Origin of the sequence: Blautia sp. OF03-15BH (assembly GCF_003463065.1) — a bacterium.
Lineage (GTDB): Bacteria > Bacillota > Clostridia > Lachnospirales > Lachnospiraceae > Limivivens.
On sequence record NZ_QSCM01000002.1, the window covers coordinates 230357 to 252516 of the forward strand.

The window sequence follows — 22160 nt, forward strand, 5'->3', positions numbered from 1 at the left end:
GATCTCGAAAGGAATAATATGAGAAAACTAGCTTTAAGCGATGAAATTTTACTGAGCATTGAAAAGCCCGCCCGTTATATCGGCAATGAGATCAACTCGGTAATGAAAGACAAAGAACAGGTAGATGTCCGCATTGCCTTCTGCTTTCCGGATGTGTATGAGATTGGTATGTCCCATCTCGGCATCCAGATTCTTTACGATATGTTTAACCAAAGAGAAGATATCTGGTGTGAACGCGTCTACTCTCCCTGGACAGACCTTGACCCGATCATGCGTGAGAAAAAAATCCCTCTTTTTGCCCTGGAATCCCAGGATCCGGTAAAGGATTTTGATTTTCTCTGCTTCACGATCCAGTACGAAATGTGCTATACCAATATTCTTCAGGTGCTGGATCTTTCCAATATCCCCCTGAATGCTTCTGAGCGTTCAGAAGATGATCCCATCGTCATTGGTGGAGGCCCCTGCACCTATAATCCGGAGCCTCTGGCTGATTTCTTTGATATTTTTTACATTGGCGAGGGTGAGACCGAATATTTCCATCTGATGGATCTTTATAAGGAATGTAAAGCAAAAGGCTGTTCCAGAAAAGAATTTCTTCATGAGGCGGCAAAAATCCCTGGACTCTACGTTCCCTCCCTCTATGAGGTGACTTATAAAGAGGACGGAACCATTGCTTCTTTTGATCCCGTATGTCCCGATATTCCTTCTGTGATCGAGAAACAGATCGTTATGGATGTGACAGATACTTATTATCCAAAGGCTCCGGTGGTTCCCTTCATACGGGCTACACAGGACAGGGTAGTGCTGGAGATCCAGCGTGGCTGTATCCGTGGCTGTCGGTTCTGTCAGGCCGGTATGCTGTACCGTCCTTTAAGAGAACGCGACCTCACCATGCTGAAGGAGTATGCCCTTGCCATGCTGAAGAATACCGGGCATGAAGAGATCTCCTTAAGTTCCTTAAGTTCCAGTGACTATTCCGATCTGGCAGGTATTGTAAACTTCCTCATCGATCACTGTGAAGGGCAGGGGATCAACATTTCCCTTCCTTCTCTCCGTATCGATGCCTTTTCTCTGGATGTTATGAGTAAGGTTCAGGATATCAAAAAGAGTAGCCTGACCTTCGCACCGGAGGCCGGTTCCCAGAGAATGCGTGATGTGATCAACAAAGGCCTGACAGAAGAGGATATTCTGAAAGGCTCCGGTGAAGCTTTTGCCGGCGGCTGGAATAAGGTAAAGCTTTATTTCATGCTGGGTCTTCCCACAGAGGAAGAGGAAGACATCAAAGGCATTGCTTATCTGGCAGAAAAGATCGCCGAGAATTATTACGAGATCCCAAAGGATCAGAGAAACGGAAAATGTCAGATCACCGTCAGCACTTCCTTCTTTGTTCCCAAGCCCTTCACTCCATTCCAGTGGGCTCCTATGAACACCCGTGAGGAATTTCTCGGAAAAGCGTATACCGTCAACCATACGATCAAAGACCAGCTGAACAAAAAAAGCATTAAATACAACTGGCATGAGGCGGATGTGACGCTGCTGGAAGGCCTGCTGGCCCGTGGAGACCGGAGAGTGGGCAAGGCTATCCGGAAAGCCTATGAAAACGGAGCCCTTTATGATGCCTGGAGCGAGACCTTCCACTATGATATCTGGGAAAAAGCAATGGAAGAGACCGGCATTTCTTATGATTTTTACAATTTCCGTACCAGAACCTTCGATGAGGTCCTTCCATGGGATTTCATCCATATCGGAGTTACCAGAAAGTTTATGGAACGGGAATGGGAGAAAGCAAAACAGGGTATCGTAACGCCCAACTGCCGCCAGAGCTGCTCCGGCTGCGGTGGAAAAACCTATGGCGGAGGTGTATGCTATGAAGATTAGAGTAAAATTTTCCAAACACGGGGCTATGAAGTTTATCGGTCATCTGGATATCCTCCGGTATTTTCAGAAAGCGATCCGCAGAGCAGAGATCCCCATTGTGTTCACAGAAGGATTCAGCCCTCATATGGTCATGTCCTTTGCCTCTCCGCTGGGCGTAGGCATTGAAAGCGAAGGCGAATACATGGACATTGAGATCAGAGAACCGCTTTCCACAGAGGAAGCCGTACGGCGTCTGGATGCTGTTATGAGCGAAGGTATGCGGATTCTGGATTTTCGTCAGATCCCCGACGAAAAAGCCAGCAATGCCATGGCTCTGGTAGCTGCTGCAGACTACCGCATCCGTTTTCGCGACGGTTACGAACCTGATCTGGACTGGAAAAAACTTTATACTTCTTTCCTGGAACAGCCGTCCATCTCCATTATCAAGAAAACGAAAAAAAGTGAAACGGAACTGGATATCCGCCCGCTGATCTATGAAAGCCGTCTGGAAGAAGACAGCATTTTTGTCCGTCTTTCTTCCGGCAGTGCTGCAAATATCAAACCAGAGCTCATGATGGATGCCTTCGCCGCCTATGCAGGCTTTTCACTGGAGCCCTTTTCTCTGATGATCACACGACTGGATCTTTACGCAGACGGACCAAACGGATGTTTCGTTTCTTTAAACGAACTGGGTGAGAAAATTGGATAAAAAGCTACTCATCGTACGCTGCCGGGGCAGGATCCTGACGGCTTTAAAAGAAGGCGATAAGGTCGTCGAACTTCATCTGGATGAAGAAGAACGCAATTCGCTTCTTGGAAACATCTACATCGGCCGCGTACATAATATTGTAAAAAACATCCATGCCGCTTTTATCGAGATCGGAAACGGGATGCAATGCTATTATTCGCTTTCTGACAATAAGGCGCCGATTTTTCTGAAAAAAGGGAAATCGAGCCAGCTTCAGGCCGGAGATGAGCTTCTGGTGCAGGTCTGCCGTGAAAACCTGAAATCCAAACCTCCGGCAGTCACCTCCAATCTGAATTTTACGGGAAATTATGTGGTGCTTACCACAGAGAATAAAAGCACTGGTTTTTCTTCCAAGCTTTCCAAAGAAGAAAAGCAGCGGCTGGGAGAATGGCTGCAGCCCTTTATCAGTGAACGCTTTGGCTGTATCGTGCGGACCAATGCCAGAGAAGCTGATGAGAAAACCTTTCAGGCAGAGCTGAAACTTCTGACTGGCCTTTATGAAGAAGTGACAGAAAAAGCGAAATTCCGCAAACCTCTGACACTTCTTCATCAGAATAACCCAACCACCTGGCTTTCTACTTTACGGGATACCTATAAGTCCGGCCTCACGGAGATCGTGACCGATGATCCGTCCCTTCATGAGAAAATCAGAAATTACCTGGAGCATTACCAGAAGGAAGATCTGGATAAACTCCGCTTTTATGAGGATCCGCTGCTTCCGCTCATCAAACTCCACAGCCTGGAAAGCGTTCTGGAAAATGCACTGAAAGAGAAAGTCTGGATGAAATCCGGTGCTTATCTGGTGATCCAGCCGACAGAGGCTCTGACGGTGATCGACGTAAACACCGGCAAATTTGACGGAAACAAAAAACAGCAGGATACCTTCCTGAAGATCAACCGGGAAGCAGCCCGGGAGATTGCCCGGGAGATCCGTCTCCGGAATCTTTCCGGTATCGTCGTGGTGGATTTTATCAATATGGAATCTGCGGAAAACCGTAAGCTTCTGATGGAAGAGTTTTCTTCCTGGCTGAAGTTAGATCCGGTAAAGACCACACTGGTGGATATGACAGCCCTTGAACTGGTAGAGATCACCAGAAAGAAACTCCGCAAGCCGCTTCTGGATCAATTTCTGGCTACTCGCGGGGCGGAAGAAAACAGCTCGAAAAAAGAAAATGAGTTTTAGCAAAAACACTTGACACATGCGAAAACTCATGTTATTATATGCAAGTATGCCGCACAGAGAGGTATAAGAGCTGAGAGATCAGTCACCATATCTGGCGAGTAATGATAATAGGAGGTGCCATATGTACGCAATTATTGCAACAGGTGGTAAACAGTACAAAGTAGCCGAAGGCGATATCATTAACGTAGAGAAACTGGGTGCAGAAGCAGGAGAGACCGTTACCTTTGATAACGTTCTTGCTGTAAGCAACGAGGGTCTGAAAGTCGGTGCTGACGTAGCAGCTGCTACCGTAACTGCCAGCGTTGTAAAGAACGCTAAAGCAAAAAAGGTTATCGTTTACAAATATAAACGGAAATCTGGCTATCACAAAAAGAACGGCCACAGACAGCAGTACACTCAGGTTAAGATTGAGAAAATCAACGCTTAATTGTTATGATCACAATTACAGTTTTTAAGCATCAGGATCAGTATCACGGCTTTCGCAGCTGCGGGCATGCCGGTTATGCAAAGGAAGGATCTGACATCATCTGTGCGGCCGTTTCGGTTCTCACAGTGAACGCCATCAATTCCATTGATACATTGACTGAAGATGCCTTTGACGTCCGTCAGGACGAAGGATATCTGGAACTGATACTTGAAGGGACATGCTCCAAGGAGACGTCCTTACTTCTGGATTCTCTGGTCCTCGGGCTTGAGTCTATCCAGGAGAGTTATGGAAAGAAATATATAAAGATTGCAACCAAGGAGGTGTAACGATATGTTAAAAATGAACCTTCAGATTTTCGCTCATAAAAAAGGTGTTGGTTCTACTAAGAACGGCAGAGATTCCGAGTCCAAGAGATTAGGAGCCAAGAGAGCAGACGGACAGTTTGTAAAAGCTGGTAACATCCTTTACAGACAGCGTGGTACCAAGATTCATCCGGGAGTAAACGTTGGACGTGGCGGTGACGACACCCTGTTCGCTCTGGTTGACGGCGTTGTTCGTTTTGAGAGAAAAGGCAGAGACAAGAAGCAGGTTTCTATCGTTCCTGTTTCCGAATAATGAGTGACACTTTAGGGCTTCAAATCATCTCTTGGTTTGGAGCCTCATTTTATATAGAAGGAGAATTTTCATGTTTGCAGACAGAGCAAAGATATTTATCCGCTCCGGAAAAGGCGGAGACGGTCATGTAAGCTTCCGCAGGGAACTTTTCGTACCCAACGGCGGTCCTGACGGAGGAGACGGCGGAAAAGGCGGAGATGTGATTTTCGAGGTGGATGAAGGTCTCACCAATCTGTCCGAATATCGTCACCGTGCAAAATTTACTGCTGAACCTGGTGAACAGGGCGGCAAAAAACGCTGTCATGGTGCCAATGGAAAAAATCTGATCCTGAAAGTTCCCGCCGGAACGATCATTCGTGAGGCGGAATCCGGAAAAGTCATTGCCGACATGTCCGGTGACAATAAACGACAGGTGATCTTAAAGGGAGGCCGTGGTGGTCAGGGAAACATGCACTATGCAACAGCTACCATGCAGGTACCAAAATACGCTCAGCCGGGTCAGGCAGCTCAGGAACTCTGGGTCAATCTGGAGCTGAAGGTCATTGCTGATGTAGGACTGGTTGGTTTTCCGAACGTAGGAAAATCCACTCTGCTTTCCAGAGTGAGCAATGCAAAACCAAAGATCGCCAATTATCATTTTACAACTTTGAATCCCATGCAGGGTGTCGTGGATCTGGGCGACGGAAGCAGCTTTATCATGGCTGATATCCCCGGTCTCATCGAAGGTGCTTCTGAAGGTGTCGGACTCGGCCATGAGTTTCTTCGCCATGTAGAGCGTACCAAGATCCTTCTTCACGTAGTAGATGCCGCTTCTACAGAAGGCCGCGACCCCATTGATGATATTTATAAAATTAACGAGGAACTGAAAAATTACAACGAGGAGCTGGCTTCCCGTCCGCAGATCATCGCTGCCAATAAAACAGATGTGATCTATGCAGAGGACGAGGATCCCGTAGAAAAGATCCGCGCTGAATTCGAACCTCAGGGCATCCGGGTATTCCCCATTTCCGCAGTCAGCGGAAAAGGTGTAAAAGAGCTTCTCTCTTACATCTGGGAAGTGTTAAAAGAGCTTCCGCAGGAGCCCGTTGTCTTTGAGCAGGAATACTTCCCTGAAGAATACAACAGCAACGATAATCTTTCCTACACTGTGGAACAGCTGGATGAACATACCTTTGTGGTAGAGGGTCCCAAGATTGAGAAAATGCTGGGTTATACCAACCTGGATTCCGAAAAAGGCTTCCTGTTCTTCCAGAACTTCCTGAAAAACACCGGTATTCTGAAAGATCTGGAAAATGCCGGCATTCAGGATGGTGATACCGTCCGCATGTATGGTCTCCAGTTTGATTATTATAAAGAGTAGGAGAAAAATCTATATGACAAGCAAACAGCGTGCTTATTTAAAGAGTCTGGCCATGACGATGGATCCCATCTTTCAGATCGGAAAAAGCAGCCTGACGCCGGAAAACACCAAAGCGATCGACGAAGCTCTGGAAGCCCGGGAGCTCATTAAGATCAGTGTTCTCCAGAACTGTCTGGACGATCCGAGAGAGATCGCAGCTGTTGTGGCAGAACGCACACGTTCTCAGGTAGTTCAGGTCATCGGCAAAAAGATCGTCCTGTACCGTGAGGGCAAGAAAGAGAAAAAGAAAATCATTCTCCCGTAAAAGGAGCGATAAAAGAAATGACAGGAAAGCGCAAGAAAAAAGGAATCATGGGTGGCACCTTCGATCCGATCCATATTGGTCATCTGATCCTTGGAGAAAATGCCTGCCTTCAGTTTGGTCTGGATTCTGTTCTTTTTATGCCGAGCGGCAACCCTCCACATAAACCGCACCGGCCAGGCAGAGCCACTACAGACCAGAGGGTGGAGATGGTTCGGCTCGCCATTGCGGATAACCCGCATTTTGAACTTTCACTGGCAGAAACTCATGACCAGGGTTATACGTACACAAAAGAAACTCTGCGTCGTCTGACCGCTGAGAATCCGGATACCGATTATTATTTCATTATGGGTGCCGACTCTCTTTTTCAGTTTGAACACTGGAAGGAGCCGGGAGAGATCTGTCAGCTGGCCACTCTGGTCGTTGCTGTCCGCGATCACGTTTCCGATGAAAAACTGAATGAACAGATTCTGCATCTGAAGGAGACTCTGGGTGCCAGAATTGAAAAACTGGATACTCCAAACATTGATATTTCTTCGGAAACTCTGCGTTCCTGGATTTTCAGTGATCATTCCATGCGTTATTATGTTCCGGATCCCGTCATTTCTTATATAGAAAAAGAGAGAATCTACCGACGTAAAGAAGAAGGCTGTCTCTGAGACAGCTGCCATTTTCCACAGAAGAGAGCGTAAAAACATGGAAGAGTATAATATCTTACGCATGCAGAACCGATTGAAAGAATATCTCACTCGCGACCGTTTCATCCATACGCAGGGTGTGATGTACACAGCAACAGCTCTTGCCATGTGTCATGGAGAAGATCTTGTCAAAGCTCAGGTGGCCGGCCTGCTTCACGACTGTGCCAAATGCATTCCCACCGGAAAAAAGCTCAAGATCTGCAAGAAGAACGACATTCCCCTCACCAGATGGGAGGAAGAGAATGAAGCCCTTCTCCATGCCAAAGTCGGAGTTTATATTGCGAAAAAGAAATACGGAATCGATGATCCTGCCATCTTGAATGCCATCCGCTACCATACAACAGGTAAGGCAGATATGACTGTCCTTGAAAAGATCGTTTATATCGCCGATTACATTGAACCTGGTCGTTATAAAGCAAAGAATCTCCCGGAAGTCCGCCATCTGGCCTTTCAGAATCTGGATGAAACCATGTACCAGATCCTGCATGATACGATCCTTTATCTGAATGGCAGCACCAACACCATGGATCCTTCCACAATACAGGCATTTGAATATTACCAGAAACTGCACAACGAACGAAAAGGAGCAAACACATGAGCGAATATACATCCAAAGAAATTACAAAGCTTGCCTGCGAAGCCCTGGCTGACAAAAAAGCGGATGATATCAAAGTCATTGATATTTCTGAGGTTTCCAGCCTCGCCGATTATTTTGTCATCGCCGGCGGTATGAACCGCAACCAGGTTCAGGCCATGGCCGACAATGTAGAAGAAACTCTCGGAAGAAAACTGGAGCTTTCCCCGAAGCAAATTGAAGGATATTCTTCAGCGAACTGGGTTTTAATGGATTACAGAGATGTTGTCATCCACATTTTTGACCAGGAAAATCGTCGGTTCTACGACCTCGCCAGAATCTGGAGAGACGGTAAAGAAGTGGATATTGAGAGCCTATAAGGGCGATTTTATTGTTAAAATCAACAAAATAGATAGCTCTGTTTTGTAAGTTTTAGACAAAGTAAATAATCTGCCGGAAGAAAAAAGCCCATCAAAAACACGTATATTGATATATGAATTGATGTAAAACCAATCCTGCATTTATACACGTAATATTCATTGATTTTTATGCATGCATCATTTTATACATTGATGCATGCTTTTTTATTGCTTTTATATGTATAAATATACAAAATGGATAAAGATTATAAAGTAGACAATAACATTTCGATAACTAAGTGTGATCAAGTTGTCAAAAGATTATATTCAACGCAAATTTGGGGTCATAAAGATTTAAAATTATTGTTGTTAGGTAAGGATGTTCCTGGAAAATGCAGAGAATCAATCGCACAGAAAAGAAGCATTTTAAGAAAGAACGGGTTCCTGCTGGCAGAGATACCAGAAGATATTGAGGTTACAATAAGAAGAAGCAAAGACCCTGCAAAAGGCAAGGAATATAAGATAAAATTAGTGCAAAGCCCAAAGCAAAATATAAACATACAATACTGGAGCAATGAAGAAATCACAGCATTATTAAATGGTGATGAAGTTGGCCAGTACTTATGAAGAAATAACAGGAAAAGAATAGAGGGCCGGAACAATAATATAATTAAAATTCTTGAAAAAGGGATATGACGTTGCAAAACACTTTTGTCTTGTTTTTTAAGTCTTTTGATTGTGGGAGAGATGGTGCTGATATATTTCGAGGACAATTTTTGACTATTGGAGACGGCTTTCGGTAAATGATAAAAAAATATGTTATACTACATCAAACAAAACATACAAAACAAAAATGAGAAATAAATGCAAGAGGGTGACTCTGATGAAGAGTATTAGTGCTTTTTGATTGTTATGTGGACCAAGGCGGTAAATAGAAGAATACTTTGGAATTGAGATACCAGATGAGTATTTAGTGATGGAATTTTTTGAAAGTGAAGAGCATGTAATTGATGTTATCCAAAAACTGATGAATGAACAAAGGTAACAAAAAATTGCCCTAAGTCGATTGGTGAAAAATATAATACAATTAATTATGTCTATCGCAAAATTTTTGGGTTTATTAAATGCTTTTAAAAAATGGGTGATTTTTTGGAATAGAAATCTGACAGCCTTGCGAAATAAGGAAAGAAGATTTTAAGAAGTTATTATAAATGGAAGGAGGGATGAGTGTGCAGAGGTTATATAAGCCGAAATATAGAAAATGTTTGGTCTTAATCAAGCTTTATGCTGGTGGGGCAACTAACGAAGGATGTAACTGTTGTAGTTGGTAGGTTGATTAATAAGTAGTGATTCCACGTCGGATTTCAACATTGAATGTGGTGTAGAAATCCGACGTTTGCATAAATAAGTAAAATGCCAAATAGGAAGATATGATTAATGAAGAATATTAGGAATAATACATGGTACATATTATCAAAAACATGGAAATATGAGAAAAGACTGATAATCATTATCCTTTTTCAGATAATGATTGGTGTGATTTTACCTCTTGCCACGGCAGTGCTTCCAGCGTGGATTGTTGATGCTATTGGAAATGGTATGAATCATATCACAATAGCGAGGCTTGCAGTAGTAATCATCCTATTAATGATTTGCAATACTGCTGTAACATATATTGCAAGTATACAAGAAACATATTTACTGAACAGTAAAATGGGGTTCCTGTCTTCTTTGCTTAGAAAAGAGATGGAAATAGATTATGCGTATGCAGAAAGCCCTGAGGGTCAGAATAAATTTCAGAATGCATTTATGTCAATAGTGAATGATTATCAGGGAATTCCTGGGATGCTTTCCTTAATTGCTCCGCTTATAGGCAATATTTTAAGTTTGACTGTAAATGTGTTTATTATTATTGAATTTAATGTGTGGATTGTAGTTGTACTTACTGTAACAGCAGTTGTCCATTTTTGGATAGCAGCCAAGATTCGAAAGAAGCAGGATGCCTTGAGGGATTCCATGGCTGATTCATCGCGAAAGCTGGAATATATATATGAATATATGTCCGGAAATGCGAGCACCAGAGAAATCAAAATATTTGATATGCAGAAATGGATAGTGGATGTCTTGAATAATGTGACACAAATACGCATCGGACTGGCTAGAAAAAGTGCGGGATTTAACTTTTTTTTATCTGTTTCGGACTGTGTTATATTGGCGCTTAGAGATGCTTTTGCTTATTTTGTAACATTTTGGGCTGTATATACGGGGAAAATAGAGGTTTGGGAATTTGTTTTTTATCTTGGCATTATAACCTGTATATCTTCCGGTTTTACAGAATTGACAAATACATTAGCTTCTTTTGGGCAGAGAAATATGGAAGTTAGTACATTCCAGGAGTTTCTTGATTTGGATTGTTCTGATGAAGGTATTGGATTAGAAAACATGAAGCCAGTCACGATTGAACTTAGAGATGTATCCTTTCAGTTTTGTGATGATGGACCTTACATATTAAGACATATAAATCTGGTATTGCATGAGAGTGAGAAAATAGCTTTTGTAGGCGAGAACGGAGCAGGAAAGAGTACGCTGGTAAAGATTATTTGCGGGCTGTATAAACCTACAGAAGGGAAGGTATTGGTCAATGGAGTGAATCTTGAGGAAATAAAACTGTCGGATTATCACAGGCTTTTGGCAACTGCTTTCCAGGATATCCATATACTGCCTATGACGATTGGTGAGAACATTGCTTTTGGAGAAGTGGATTCTTATGTGGAAGAAATTAGAAAATGTATAAAAGTAGCTGGTTTGGGTAATGAATTTTGGGATATTATGAAGCCCCTCACAAGAATGTTAGATGCAAATGGATTGGTACCATCCGGCGGACAGGAACAAAAGCTGATTTTGGCAAGAGTGGCATTTAAGCTTTTATATAAAAATGCTCAGATTCTGATTTTGGACGAACCTACTGCAGCCATGGATGCAATATCTGAAAAGGCGTTTTATGAAAAATATATGCGTTTGTCGAAACATAAGAGCTGTATATTAATCTCTCATCGATTGAAATCAACAAGTTTTTGTGATTCTATTGTTGTTATGGAAAAAGGACAAATTATAGAGTGCGGAACACATGAGGAACTTATGGATAGAAATACGCACTACAGAGCCCTGTATGAGCTTCAGAGTAGCTATTACCAATAAAGAAGAGTGGGGGAAGATTGAAAATATAGGTTTATGCAGATTTTTAACCCCTGATTCCTTGCGATGAGAATTAACTGTTCTACAGTAATTTTACGGTCAGCGGGTGGCAGGTCGGATTTTTTGTAAAGATTTGTATGCTGAATTAAAAACATCTACAGATGAACAGTCGAATGTTAGCAATTTCATAGAGAGGCCACTTTTGTAAATGATAAGAAGCCCTTGACTGAACTATCACGCAATTAAACTAAGGAACTTAAACAATTCTTAGTGTAGGGACTTGAAGTATCACTTGTTTTTACTTGAAAAGGCAGAACATTACATTGATTGAAATGCTGTCTAAAATGATACGTTTTTTACAACTTCTTCTTCCGTACTTTGTAGTATAGCTTCTTACAAGTTATTTTACATCATAGAGTGGAAATTGAAAATTTTTATTGCTATTTGTGCCGCTATACGAAGGCGGCGGAATAGTGATTATATTGAAAAAAACTCAAGCAAACATTTATATAACGGTCTATGCTTGGGCAAAGCGAAAGGAATAGATATAATCATGAAGGAAGTTAAAGCTTATATGAGTAATTTAATGCAGATGTTTCACTGCTTATACCGTTTGGTTCCGCAGTTATTCAGATTGCTTTTGTTTATTGCCGTGTTTGAGGCAGTGCTTCCCTATGTAAATATCATTGCGATGCAATTGATGATTGATGGTCTTGTGGATAAGGAAGCAGTCAAACATTTAATGATTATTGTGATTGCTACAATAGGAGTCAATGTTTTTTTAAGACTGGTTCTGGGAGAATTGAGGAGACGGCGCGAGATTTTGGAAGTCCGTTTAGAGTTGAAATTTCAGAAGAGCCTTAGTATTCATGAATCAAATTTGTCCCTTATGGATATTGAATCTGCAAGAGTCAAGGAACTGAAAAGAAATATTGAGCAAGCTAAGATGAGAAATGGCGGGGTGGAGAATGTTGTTTTTGATTTTGAAATAATTATAAGAAATATGGTGTCGTTGATAACAGCGGTGATTATTCTTTCACATATATTCATTATGCAGACGAGCGAGGGAAAAACATCCTTCTGGACATCTCCGTACCCGATAATTATTTTAGTATGCATTGTTATTATAAGTACATTGGTTACTTTTCGCCTGCAGGCGACGCAAAATGTTCGTGTGTCAGAGCTGAATGATGATGTAAATCAAACAAATGGAAGTGCTTTTGCGTATATGCAATTTATTTCCAATTATCATTTCGGGAAAGACATACGTGTGAACGGCTTGAAGGATTATTTATGTGGTTTCTTTGATAATCTTTGGACATCCTCTATTGGATATACGCTTTGGCAGAAGCTTGGAAAAGAGAAAGCAAAGATACCCTGTATTACCGTCGTTAGCAATGAGATACTGAATATTTTTATATATATACTTGCGATAGGAAAAGCTTGTGCGAAAGAGATTTCTATCGGTAATGTGGTGGTATATATCAATAGTATTCAGTATTTCATTCAGTCTATTGTTGCATTGGTGGGGGCGAGCGGAGTAATCATTGGTCATGGTGCTTTGATGAAACCATTTCTTGAACTTTTAGACATGGAAGAAGAAGTGTCAGCTGAAAAGGGGATAAAGGTCCCTTCGGATTTTCAGAAATTGTCTTTTGAACATGTTTATTTCAAATATCCAGAGCAGGAGCAGTGGGTGCTTGAGGATGTTAGTTTTACTCTGAAAAAGAATCAAAGGCTGGCTTTGGTAGGAGAGAACGGAGCGGGAAAGAGTACGCTGATTAAACTAATCTGCCGGTTTTACGAGCCAGATCAGGGCTGCATTAAAATTGATGGTATTGATGTGCGTGAATTTGATAAAAGACAGTATTGGGATATTATTGGTGCTGTTTTTCAAGACTTTTCTTTGCCCGCGCTAGAACTGGGGAATGTTATCTCCTGTAAGAATGATTTTGATGAGCGAAAAGAACGGATTATTCTGCAAAAGGTTAGGATGGATAAATGGCTGACAAAGCATAATATTACATTTGACCAATGCATCTATAATGATTTTTCTAATAACGGAATGGAGATATCAGGGGGGGAAAGCCAGAAAATAGCAATTGCCCGTGCTGTATATAAGGATACGCCTCTTATAATTCTGGACGAACCCACTGCGGCACTTGATCCTATTTCCGAGGCATCTATTTACCAGAATTTCCATGAAATCTGTAAAGATAAATCTTGTATTTTTATTTCTCACAGATTGTACAGTTGCAAGATATGTGACTTTATTCTGGTACTCCATAACGGGCAAGTGGTTCAACAGGGAATACATGAAGAATTGCTGCGCTGTGATGGAAAGTATAGAGAGCTTTGGAATGTGCAAGCGGAATTGTATAGCGAGATGAGGGGGAAATGGGATGGAGATGTTATAGAGGATGAATACGGAATTTTGTGAACAGAAGAGATATTTAAAGACTGGTGATAGAACTAAAAATATTAAAATTCCAAAGTTCAAATATTGGGCAAAAGGAATATACGAATTAACCTGAATTATTCACGGCAGCATAAGTGTGCATGACATCTGCCGTAGTTGCCGTTACAACCATTCTTAATACCTCACCCTGCCAAAAGATAGCCTGAAAATGGGCAGACTTCTCCTGTGATAGGTTTAAAAGTTTATTGTGGTTGTCAAGGTTCGTTAAAAGTTGTCATTCCAACTGTGGTTGCAGATTACGGATATTTTCCAGTGTCTCATAGAATTCTTTCTTGTAGGGACAGCTGCTACACAGCTTGAAATATTTGTATCGTGCTGATTTTACCATTCTTGCGGCAATTTTCAACAATTTTAAACGAATGGTATCGATACGCTGTTTTCTCATACTTACAGCAAGTGCCAATCGCCTAAACCAATTGAATACATTATAGGCTAACGCATGAACAAGAAAGCGGTTTGCATTTACCAGCCTGGAGGAACTACTTACAGAGGCAAAGTCAAAGCCACTTTTGCCTTCTTTGATGAAATTTTCCATCTTACCTCTGCCACAATAGAACTGAATCACTTGGTAGGGGTCCATTTCCATCGTTGTGACAATAAAGGCATCCTTGTCTAAAATAGCTGTCATGACCGGCTCATTGGTCAGCTCATCCGCACAGTCATCCTCAAAGTATGCGCTGATAATCTGATAGATTACCTGCATCGGAGGATAAATCACCTCCGTCAAAATTTATTCTAATTTGGCTATTGCTTTCTAAGCTTACGGTGTTTAAAATATCCATAAAGAGACCTTCTTTCTGATGTATTTGTTTGGATTAGACACCTAAATTTTACCACAGATAGAGGTCTTTTTCTATTCACTAAATAAGTGAAAAGCAATATTCAATTGAAATACAGTAACTATGCGGATATCAGCAGTTGATGCTATTGTTCCGTGAATAATTCAGGATAATTAATGTGAAAGGAATTATTTTTCCATCTGTAAATGGTAATTACAAAAAGAGTTCAAATTATGAAATTATAAAAAGGAATTGCTATTTTGAAAAAGAGCCTGTATATATTGAAGATTGGCTAGGGATTGAAAAAATACTAGAACCGATATCCTATGGATATATTTTAGAGAAACTTGTATGTTTAGAATTATATAGAATGGAAATTAATGTTACGGAATTTAGAAGATGTGCTGATAAAATTATGCATCTAATTAAAAACAGGTCTTAATCATACATGAAAAAGAGAAATTTTAACCTTTAGGTCTAATTCTCCGCCGCTTGCGGTGTCCAACCTCATATCGAGCGAAATGAGGTTGAGGAGAATACTTCGCTCCTGTAAAGCAGGAGGCAAATACCAACGTGTATTTGAGGGCTTGCCCCGGGGAAGTTTATTATTAGAAGAGAAGGAGAAGATATGGGGCAGAAAGAGAAAATACAAGTAAAAAATATAGCGGATTTGGAAGTACTATTAATTAATGATATAAGAATTAAATATGGAATTCAAGTTTTAAATATAAAAAAAATGGAATTAGGAACTGCAAAATGTTACGAGATAAACGCAGATAAGAAAAAGTATTTTGTGAAGATCTATCAAAAAAAACATGATTGTAAACAAATATCTAGAGAAATAAGGATATGCGATTATTTAAAAAAAAGGGGAATGAGTGTATCTGAATATATAAAAAATTCTGAGGGAAACTATATAAATATACAAGAATATGGGATCTTTACGGTTCAAAACTTTATTGATGGAATTACATATGAAAAATTTCATGTTCCTATGAATATTTTATATCAATCTGGCGAAATTTTAGCACAAATTCACGATTATCTGGATAAAATTTCAACGTTTAATGTTGATTTTTCACCGGAATGGATACGAAAAATGGCAGATGGTGATGAAAATATGATTAAATTAGAGGGTGTAATAAAAAGTGCAGAAAAGATGCCGGATCATCAGATGAAAAGCATAATTATAGAAGACTGTGATTGGAAACTAAAAATGTTGCCAGAGTTATCTAAATGGAAGCAAAACTTTGGAAATTTAACTAGAAAGAATAGCCACGGTGACTATAATACATATCAATGGATTTGTGAAGATAATAAAATAAAAGCAATTATAGATTTTGGAAGCTGTAGCAATGTACCTGTTGTCTGGGAATTAATTCGATCTTATACTTATGCGGTATCGGAATGTGCAAAAGGGGAAAAGGTGGATGCTGCTTCTTATTGCAATTATCTTCAGTATTACCTTAGGAATAGCACATTATCATATGATGATTTGCAAAGAGGTTTTTCATTTTACTACTATACACTTCTTCCAAGCACTTTTGGGTATAAACAATATATAGAAGATTATAAAAAAGGACAATATAATGATTTGATTGAGTTTGCATTGTGGAGAACTCGTATGTGTCGTTACTTATATAGTCATGCGGAATTTCTGGATGAATATGTTTATAAAAAAATAAAAATGGAATTGTAGGGAGGAAAAGAATAATGAATTGTGGATTGATTGGATGCGGACGTATTGCCCATAAACATCTTGCTGCAATGAAAGAAAATGATATTTGCTTATAGCAATCCAATAAATTATTGCACATAATTACACGAACGAAACCACCCTATGCAGTCCTTTGGACGAATTGTTAAAAATCCTTTTGAAATAGCTGATGGTAATTCCGATGCAATCCGTATCTTTTCTTTCCTTAAAAATGCTTTGAGTTTTGACCACATCTTTTCAATCGGATTCAGATCCAGACGATACGGGGGCAAATACAGATAGGTTACTTTTGAGCTGTCCAGTAGCTGTTTCACCGCTTTTGCATGATGGGAACGCATATTATCCATAACGATAATGTCTGCTTCTGAAAGCGTCGGCAGCAACTTTGTTTTCAGGTATTCTGCAAACCGCTCTGCAGTAGTTCCTCCCGGATAGACTGTATAGGCACAGTCTCCATTCAGACGTATGGAAGAAAGAACGGTTGTATTGCAGGGCGTGTTGAGTGGAGTTTTATCTACTGCTCTCCGGTTTTTCCATGCTCTGGCATAATGTCGCGTCATATTGATGTTTACTCCGCTTTCGTCCAGAAAGACCAGATGATTTATGTCTTTCTCCGACATATGCTTTTTCCAGTTTCTGCGTTTTTCCCTGACATCGGGGACGCTCCTGCTCTGAGGCATGAAGAGATTTTTTCTTGTAAGAATACCCGAGTTTAATAACTGCCTTGCGGACTGTTTCATTACAAACATGCAGACCAAGTTTATCAATGATTTCATCAATTGTGATATCTGGTTCCTGCTGAACCACCCGGTCAATGTTTTGGAGATCTTCCGGTGTCAGGGCATGTTTACGTCCTCTCTGTGATGTTCTTGTTTTTACAGAACCTGTTTCACGCATTTGTTTTTCCGGCCGGTAAACAGTACTGGTATTCACAGAAAAACACTCTGCGATTTCTTTTGCATTGTGCGTTTTATTCCAAGCTTCAATAAGCAGTTTTCGTGTTTCATCATGTAACATAATAATCACCTCTTGACTCTATCATAGACCTGTTGTCAAGAGTGTGCATTATTTTTTGGGAGTGCTATAGTAAGCGCTCAATAAAATAATGGCTATGTTTCCACAAGATATTCAGCTATAGTTGAAGTAAAATGCTCCAACTTCAACTTCTCGATTATATATTCCGTTCCAAGTGAACCACTTGCACGGTCATTTAGACCCATCTTCACGAATGAACTGACCCACCTTCACGAGAGGGAGAGCCATTCAGATATATTTATCCTATAATGAGATTGGCACACAGATGTGTGACTATCATTATAGGAGGTCGATAATTATGGTAAATTATCGAGAGATTCTCAGGCTTGACAGCCTCAGATATTCGCAACATCAAATTGCTGCAAATGTCCACAGTTCACGTAACACAATACGTGAGGTTCTTCATGCGTCAAAAATGAAGGGGCTTACATGGCCGCTTGAGGACACATTGACGAATGAAGAGATTTTAACACTGCTATTTCCCGCAAAAGTGGAAATGGCAACCAAACGGAGGAGCCCGATTATACTTACATTCACAGGGAACTGGCTCGTCCAGGTGTAAACCTCACGCTGCTATGGACAGAATACTGTAGCACCTGCAATGCAGAGGGCGTAATGCCTTGCATGTATTCGCAGTTCTGCGATAAGTATCTTCATTGGGCACATGTTACCAAAGCGACCATTGAGATGAATCAATTAAAAGAAGTAGTAAATGCTGTCCTCGAACAGCAAAAGTTACAACTTGCCCCATCGACATACGATGCACGGAAAAATTACTTAAAGCATCTGGTCGACAAAGAAGCAGGAACAAAAGCTCTTACACCGGAAGGGAAGCTCTATAACGAGCCGAAGATCTCTCTCTCCAGTGAAGCAGATGAGATTTTCAAAAATCTATCCTTTCCGGTCAAGGATGGCCGGATTGATACAGGTCATCTGATACGTCGAGCAGAAAAAGAAATGACCTATCTCAATCTTTCTACATCTACCAGATGGCAGTACATGTAGGCATGGCGAGAATTATATACTTTTCTCTATCTTTCCGGAAGTACCGTATTCACTCGGGAATCCTGTAATGCTTTTGTTGAAGATACCACACAAAAGTATCAGGTTGGCTCTTTGAATGAATGGAAACGAAAAATCCGACGTCGTTCTGTCTGTGTACTGCTTAAAGTGGCGGATATCGGCTGCTTTCAATATTCAGCATGTGTTTGCCAGTGTTTAAGCATAGCGGGCATCTCCGAAAAAAGTTTTCCTTTAACGAAGGGCGAAGCCCCCGATTTTGAAACGTTTGTCAATACCTTTTTTGGGAAATATTCAAAAATCCATGCAAAAACATGAGGTGAACCCCAAAATAGAACAACAAAAAAAGAGCGGAACTACGGGCTTTATCGAGTTTTCGAGACCGCTCTAATTATATAACGAGGTGAAAAGAGATGGAAAAGAATAAGACGGCAAAATTAATTATTAAAAATATAATGAAAAAATATTGGGTTTATAGTTCTTCATTATTGATAGGAGTAACAATATCTGGTGTGGTCAATGGAGCAGCTTATACTGAGGTATTAAGACGTATTACTCAGTCGATATGGGACGGGGAGCGCGGACTTTTGATCAGCACATTATATTTATTTAGTTTTATCATAATCGTTAATTTTTTGCTAAATATGATACAGCGCAGGAATATATTTCTGTTAAAGATGAAATTAACTTGCGCCTGTGAAGACACCATTTATGAGGTATATTCGAAAAAAGAATATTGGATTCCAGCGGAGCAGGATGAGGTATTAGGGCATATGCGGAAAATTGTACCGAGTACAATGGGATCTGTAATTACACAAATGGTAGAATCATTTCGGATCGGGGTTATTATAGTAAGCGGCTGCATTTATGGGATATGTTTAGATGCAAATATTGTTATTATCTCAATGGCACTGACATGTGGCATGGTATTTTTCAGCAGAAAAGCGATGAAACAGGCGGCTGAGCTTTTCAAAGAGTTCGGAGTGCGAAACAGCAGATTGGATAATTTGCTGTGGGAACAGGTAAGAAACAGGGAGATTGCTAAATTCCTGGATCAAGACAAAGTCGTGGACGGATATGTAAAAGAAAGCAGCGATTTTTTGAATATCCTGTTGAAAATCAAGAAAGCTACCAATGGTACAGGACTTTTTTCGCAGTTTTCCAGTACGATATTGATTATCGTGGTGTCATTGCTGGGAGGAACACTTGTGCTGAGAGGTAAGATGCAGGGGGCAGATCTGCTTGCATTGATTACATTGGTTCCGGTCGTTTCCGCTCAATTATTCCGAATACCGGAGCAGATACAAAGATGGATCGAGGTGAGAAGTAATTGCGCGAATATAAACGCATTGCTTGAAGAAGGGGATAAAAGAGAAGGTTCTTTAAATCTATCCGGACAGAATATTGCGGAGATAGAGATTAGAAATTTGACGTTTTCATATGTACAGAATGATGTTGAGCTATTAAGGAATATTAATTTGAATTTAGTTCAGGGAAGGATTTATACTCTTGCGGGTGCGTCAGGATGTGGTAAGTCCACATTGCTAAAGCTGATTGCACGGTTGATCCCATATCAACAGGGAGAAATTTTTGTGAATAAGCGTCCGTTGAAGCAGATGGATCGCGAGAAATACTGGGATCAAGTATCGATGATTGAACAAAATCCGGTTATTGTTCCGGGAACTTTATTGTACAATATTACATTAGATGAAGATTCTTACAATACAGAAAGAATGAAGCAGGCAATCAGAGATGCAAATCTAGAAACGTTTGTCAAGGAGAGACCGGAAGGCTTACAAAGTGTGCTGACAGAGAAAAGTTTATCGAAAGGTGAAATAGTACGAATTAACCTGGCTCGGGTTTTTTATAGAAATGCAGCGTGTTTGTTATTGGATGAAATAACAGAAGGACTTGATCCAAATTCAGAACTTCGTATTATGAAAGCCTTGAAGCGCCGCACAGAGGAGGACGGTTTACTGGTACTTTGTATATCCCATCGAGTAGCGGTGTTGAGTGCTGCGGATCAGGTGATCTATATGAAAGCTGGACAGGTTGCAAGGATGAATACACATCAAACATTACTTGATGTAGATGATGAATATAGAGAATTGGTTCAGGAGGTGGCGGAATGAGAAAGTTATTTAAGGGGATTTCTCTTACATGGAGTATGTTGAAAAAACTGGCGAAACCGCATCGGAAAATGTTAGGTGTTCAGACATTGGTTTACAGCCTGATTCTCTGCTACAATGTGGTTATCGTTCCGCTTATTATTTCAAGAGTGTATCAGGCCCTGGAAATGCAGGATGCAAAGGAACTTTATATTACATGTATGGTAGGAAGTTTGTTGATTTTAGTTTCATTCATATTATGCTATTTAAACAATGTATACCTCGATTTGAACAGCTTTCGGATCAGTTTAACTGCGGCTAAAAATGCATGTCTTTCCTTATTTAGTCTGAATTATGATAAAATGAATGTGGATTACACAGAAGGTGAAATTCAAAACCGAATTTCTGCCGGTGTGGATCAGATTGCAGGCGTTTTTCCTCTGTTGGTATCTGTTTTTACAAATATGATCAGCATCATGATTTTGCTTATGATGGCAGGGGAAATTTCACTGGTTCTTTTGTGTATGTCGGTATTGGTGACGGGTGCTGGTTATCTGGTGTCCAAATATGAATCGAAATGTAAAGAGAAATATGAAAAGATACGCCAGAGCCAGAATGATAAAATGGCGGATAGTCTTTATTATGTGATTCATCGAATTTCATTTTCAAAGATGTATGAAGCTGCGGACAAATCCTGGAAGGAATATCAGGAAATTCGTGAGACAGCGTGGAAACTTCAATGGAAACAAGAGCGTACGGGATTATATTCCCAAGCTTGTATGGATATGCTGACATCCGTTTTACATGGGTTTTTAGGATGGTCATTATTTGGATATTATCAAAGAGGGAAGGTGGATTCGGAAAATATTGCATCTTCCTTTACCATCTTTGACCAGTTAAAATCCGTTACAGTTAATTTTTCGTTTCCCATCAGTGTAATGCGTACATCCATGGTTTCTGTTCGACGTTTGGATGAATTGTTTGGTTATGCATGTCCGGTGGAAAAAAATATTTGCAAACAAGACGAGCTGCTTCGTGTCAATCAGGTCTGCTATAGAAATATTCTGGAAAATATCTCCGTATCAATCCGGCAAGGTGAGAAAGTGGCAATAATCGGAAAAAGCGGCTGTGGGAAATCTACTTTACTGCGTTTGATAAGCGGAATGTACCATCCGGAATCGGGGCAGATTGTCATTGGAAATAAAGAGCCGGGAAGCATGAACAATAATTGTTTACGAAAGTGGGTTACCTATATGCCTTCAACAAGCTATCTGTATTCCAAAAGTGTGAAAGAAAATATTTTAATGGGCACTACTCAGGAGAATGTCAGAGAGTTGGATGAGGTGTGCAGAAGAGCTGATATATGGGAGATAGAAGAGGAAAATGATGCTTTGAGCTTATCAGGCGGCCAGGCACAGCGTGTAAATATTGCTCGAGGAATGTTAAACAAAGCGCCGCTTTTGCTGGCGGACGAGCCAGATGCCGGACTTCCTCTCGCACAGGGAGAAATTATTATGAAAAATATACTTTCCAGTTCAGATACAGTAATCGTGATCACTCACCATTATCAGTATTTGGATTTGTTTACCAGAGTTCTTTTGATTGAAGATGGAAAATTAATTGCAGATAATGCCCCGGAACAGATAAAGTCACATCCGGGATATATTAGTTGGCGTGGCGAAGTGGATTAGGGATACATTCTTAC

21 protein-coding genes and 1 pseudogene are annotated in these 22160 nt (G+C 40.6%); 20 read left to right on the forward strand and 2 right to left on the reverse strand.

Features of this window, described 5'->3' with window-relative positions:
• The first annotated feature begins 18 nt into the window (after positions 1-18).
• The 14 genes from DXA57_RS03860 (at position 19) to DXA57_RS03925 (ending at position 13757) form a co-directional block, all read left to right on the forward strand.
• Complete coding sequence (locus DXA57_RS03860; RefSeq protein ID WP_117764790.1) at positions 19-1878, forward strand: TIGR03960 family B12-binding radical SAM protein; 1860 nt, start codon at positions 19-21, stop codon at positions 1876-1878.
• Entirely contained in the window at positions 1868-2566 is a 699-nt protein-coding gene (locus tag DXA57_RS03865) for a TIGR03936 family radical SAM-associated protein (RefSeq protein WP_117764792.1), read from the forward strand. Before DXA57_RS03860 ends, DXA57_RS03865 begins: the two co-directional genes overlap by 11 nt.
• Positions 2559-3788 carry a ribonuclease E/G gene (locus tag DXA57_RS03870; RefSeq protein ID WP_117764794.1) on the forward strand — a complete coding sequence of 410 codons (1230 nt, stop codon included), beginning with the start codon at positions 2559-2561 and terminating at the stop codon, positions 3786-3788. Before DXA57_RS03865 ends, DXA57_RS03870 begins: the two co-directional genes overlap by 8 nt.
• 121 nt (positions 3789-3909) lie before the next feature.
• Positions 3910-4215 carry a 50S ribosomal protein L21 gene (gene rplU, locus DXA57_RS03875; protein ID WP_117764796.1) on the forward strand — a complete coding sequence of 102 codons (306 nt, stop codon included), beginning with the start codon at positions 3910-3912 and terminating at the stop codon, positions 4213-4215.
• A gap of 5 nt (positions 4216-4220) precedes the next feature.
• Positions 4221-4541 (forward strand): ribosomal-processing cysteine protease Prp, encoded by a 321-nt coding sequence (locus DXA57_RS03880; protein ID WP_117764798.1) that lies wholly within the window; start codon positions 4221-4223, stop codon positions 4539-4541.
• Between the two features lie 4 nt (positions 4542-4545).
• A complete protein-coding gene (rpmA, locus tag DXA57_RS03885; RefSeq protein ID WP_117764800.1) occupies positions 4546-4830 on the forward strand; it encodes a 50S ribosomal protein L27 in 285 nt (94 codons plus the stop codon).
• 70 nt (positions 4831-4900) lie between these two features.
• Positions 4901-6190, forward strand: a complete 1290-nt coding sequence (obgE, locus tag DXA57_RS03890; protein WP_117764802.1) for a GTPase ObgE — start codon at positions 4901-4903, stop codon at positions 6188-6190.
• 13 nt (positions 6191-6203) lie between these two features.
• Positions 6204-6494, forward strand: coding sequence for a ribosome assembly RNA-binding protein YhbY (yhbY, locus tag DXA57_RS03895; protein ID WP_117764804.1), 291 nt, complete (start codon positions 6204-6206; stop codon positions 6492-6494).
• Between the two features lie 17 nt (positions 6495-6511).
• Positions 6512-7150 (forward strand): nicotinate-nucleotide adenylyltransferase, encoded by a 639-nt coding sequence (nadD, locus tag DXA57_RS03900; protein ID WP_117764807.1) that lies wholly within the window; start codon positions 6512-6514, stop codon positions 7148-7150.
• Positions 7151-7187: 37 nt separating this feature from the next.
• Positions 7188-7787 carry a bis(5'-nucleosyl)-tetraphosphatase (symmetrical) YqeK gene (yqeK, locus tag DXA57_RS03905; RefSeq protein WP_117764809.1) on the forward strand — a complete coding sequence of 200 codons (600 nt, stop codon included), beginning with the start codon at positions 7188-7190 and terminating at the stop codon, positions 7785-7787.
• On the forward strand, positions 7784-8143 hold the full coding sequence (gene rsfS / locus DXA57_RS03910) for a ribosome silencing factor (RefSeq protein ID WP_117764811.1): 360 nt from the start codon (positions 7784-7786) through the stop codon (positions 8141-8143). The genes yqeK and rsfS overlap by 4 nt, the downstream gene beginning before the upstream one ends.
• A gap of 234 nt (positions 8144-8377) precedes the next feature.
• On the forward strand, positions 8378-8749 hold the full coding sequence (locus tag DXA57_RS03915; protein ID WP_117764813.1) for a hypothetical protein: 372 nt from the start codon (positions 8378-8380) through the stop codon (positions 8747-8749).
• An 810-nt stretch (positions 8750-9559) separates the two neighbouring features.
• On the forward strand, positions 9560-11320 hold the full coding sequence (locus tag DXA57_RS03920; RefSeq protein ID WP_117764815.1) for an ABC transporter ATP-binding protein: 1761 nt from the start codon (positions 9560-9562) through the stop codon (positions 11318-11320).
• Between the two features lie 550 nt (positions 11321-11870).
• Positions 11871-13757: an ABC transporter ATP-binding protein gene (locus tag DXA57_RS03925; RefSeq protein WP_117764817.1), complete on the forward strand. Its 1887-nt coding sequence runs from the start codon at positions 11871-11873 to the stop codon at positions 13755-13757.
• Positions 13758-14010: 253 nt separating this feature from the next.
• On the opposite strand, the pseudogene DXA57_RS03930 reads toward DXA57_RS03925, so the two are convergent.
• Positions 14011-14397, reverse strand: a pseudogene (locus DXA57_RS03930) (transposase); the annotation flags it as partial.
• A 356-nt stretch (positions 14398-14753) separates the two neighbouring features.
• On the opposite strand from DXA57_RS03930, the gene DXA57_RS03935 reads away from it, so the two are divergent.
• On the forward strand, positions 14754-15017 hold the full coding sequence (locus DXA57_RS03935; protein ID WP_117764819.1) for a hypothetical protein: 264 nt from the start codon (positions 14754-14756) through the stop codon (positions 15015-15017).
• A 186-nt stretch (positions 15018-15203) separates the two neighbouring features.
• A complete protein-coding gene (locus DXA57_RS03940) occupies positions 15204-16274 on the forward strand; it encodes a phosphotransferase (RefSeq protein WP_117764821.1) in 1071 nt (356 codons plus the stop codon).
• A 107-nt stretch (positions 16275-16381) separates the two neighbouring features.
• On the opposite strand, the gene DXA57_RS03945 is transcribed toward DXA57_RS03940, so the two are convergent.
• Complete coding sequence (locus DXA57_RS03945) at positions 16382-16912, reverse strand: transposase (RefSeq protein ID WP_158571227.1); 531 nt, start codon at positions 16910-16912, stop codon at positions 16382-16384.
• 713 nt (positions 16913-17625) lie between these two features.
• Between DXA57_RS03945 and DXA57_RS03950 the strand changes: the two genes are divergently transcribed.
• From DXA57_RS03950 to DXA57_RS03965, 4 genes are all read left to right on the forward strand, one after another.
• Complete coding sequence (locus DXA57_RS03950) at positions 17626-17889, forward strand: hypothetical protein (protein WP_117764825.1); 264 nt, start codon at positions 17626-17628, stop codon at positions 17887-17889.
• Positions 17890-18014: 125 nt separating this feature from the next.
• Positions 18015-18332, forward strand: coding sequence for a hypothetical protein (locus tag DXA57_RS03955; protein WP_147345651.1), 318 nt, complete (start codon positions 18015-18017; stop codon positions 18330-18332).
• Positions 18333-18760: 428 nt separating this feature from the next.
• Positions 18761-20479, forward strand: coding sequence for an ATP-binding cassette domain-containing protein (locus DXA57_RS03960; protein ID WP_117764829.1), 1719 nt, complete (start codon positions 18761-18763; stop codon positions 20477-20479).
• Complete coding sequence (locus DXA57_RS03965) at positions 20476-22146, forward strand: ATP-binding cassette domain-containing protein (RefSeq protein ID WP_117764831.1); 1671 nt, start codon at positions 20476-20478, stop codon at positions 22144-22146. The genes DXA57_RS03960 and DXA57_RS03965 overlap by 4 nt, the downstream gene beginning before the upstream one ends.
• The last annotated feature ends 14 nt before the right edge of the window (positions 22147-22160 follow it).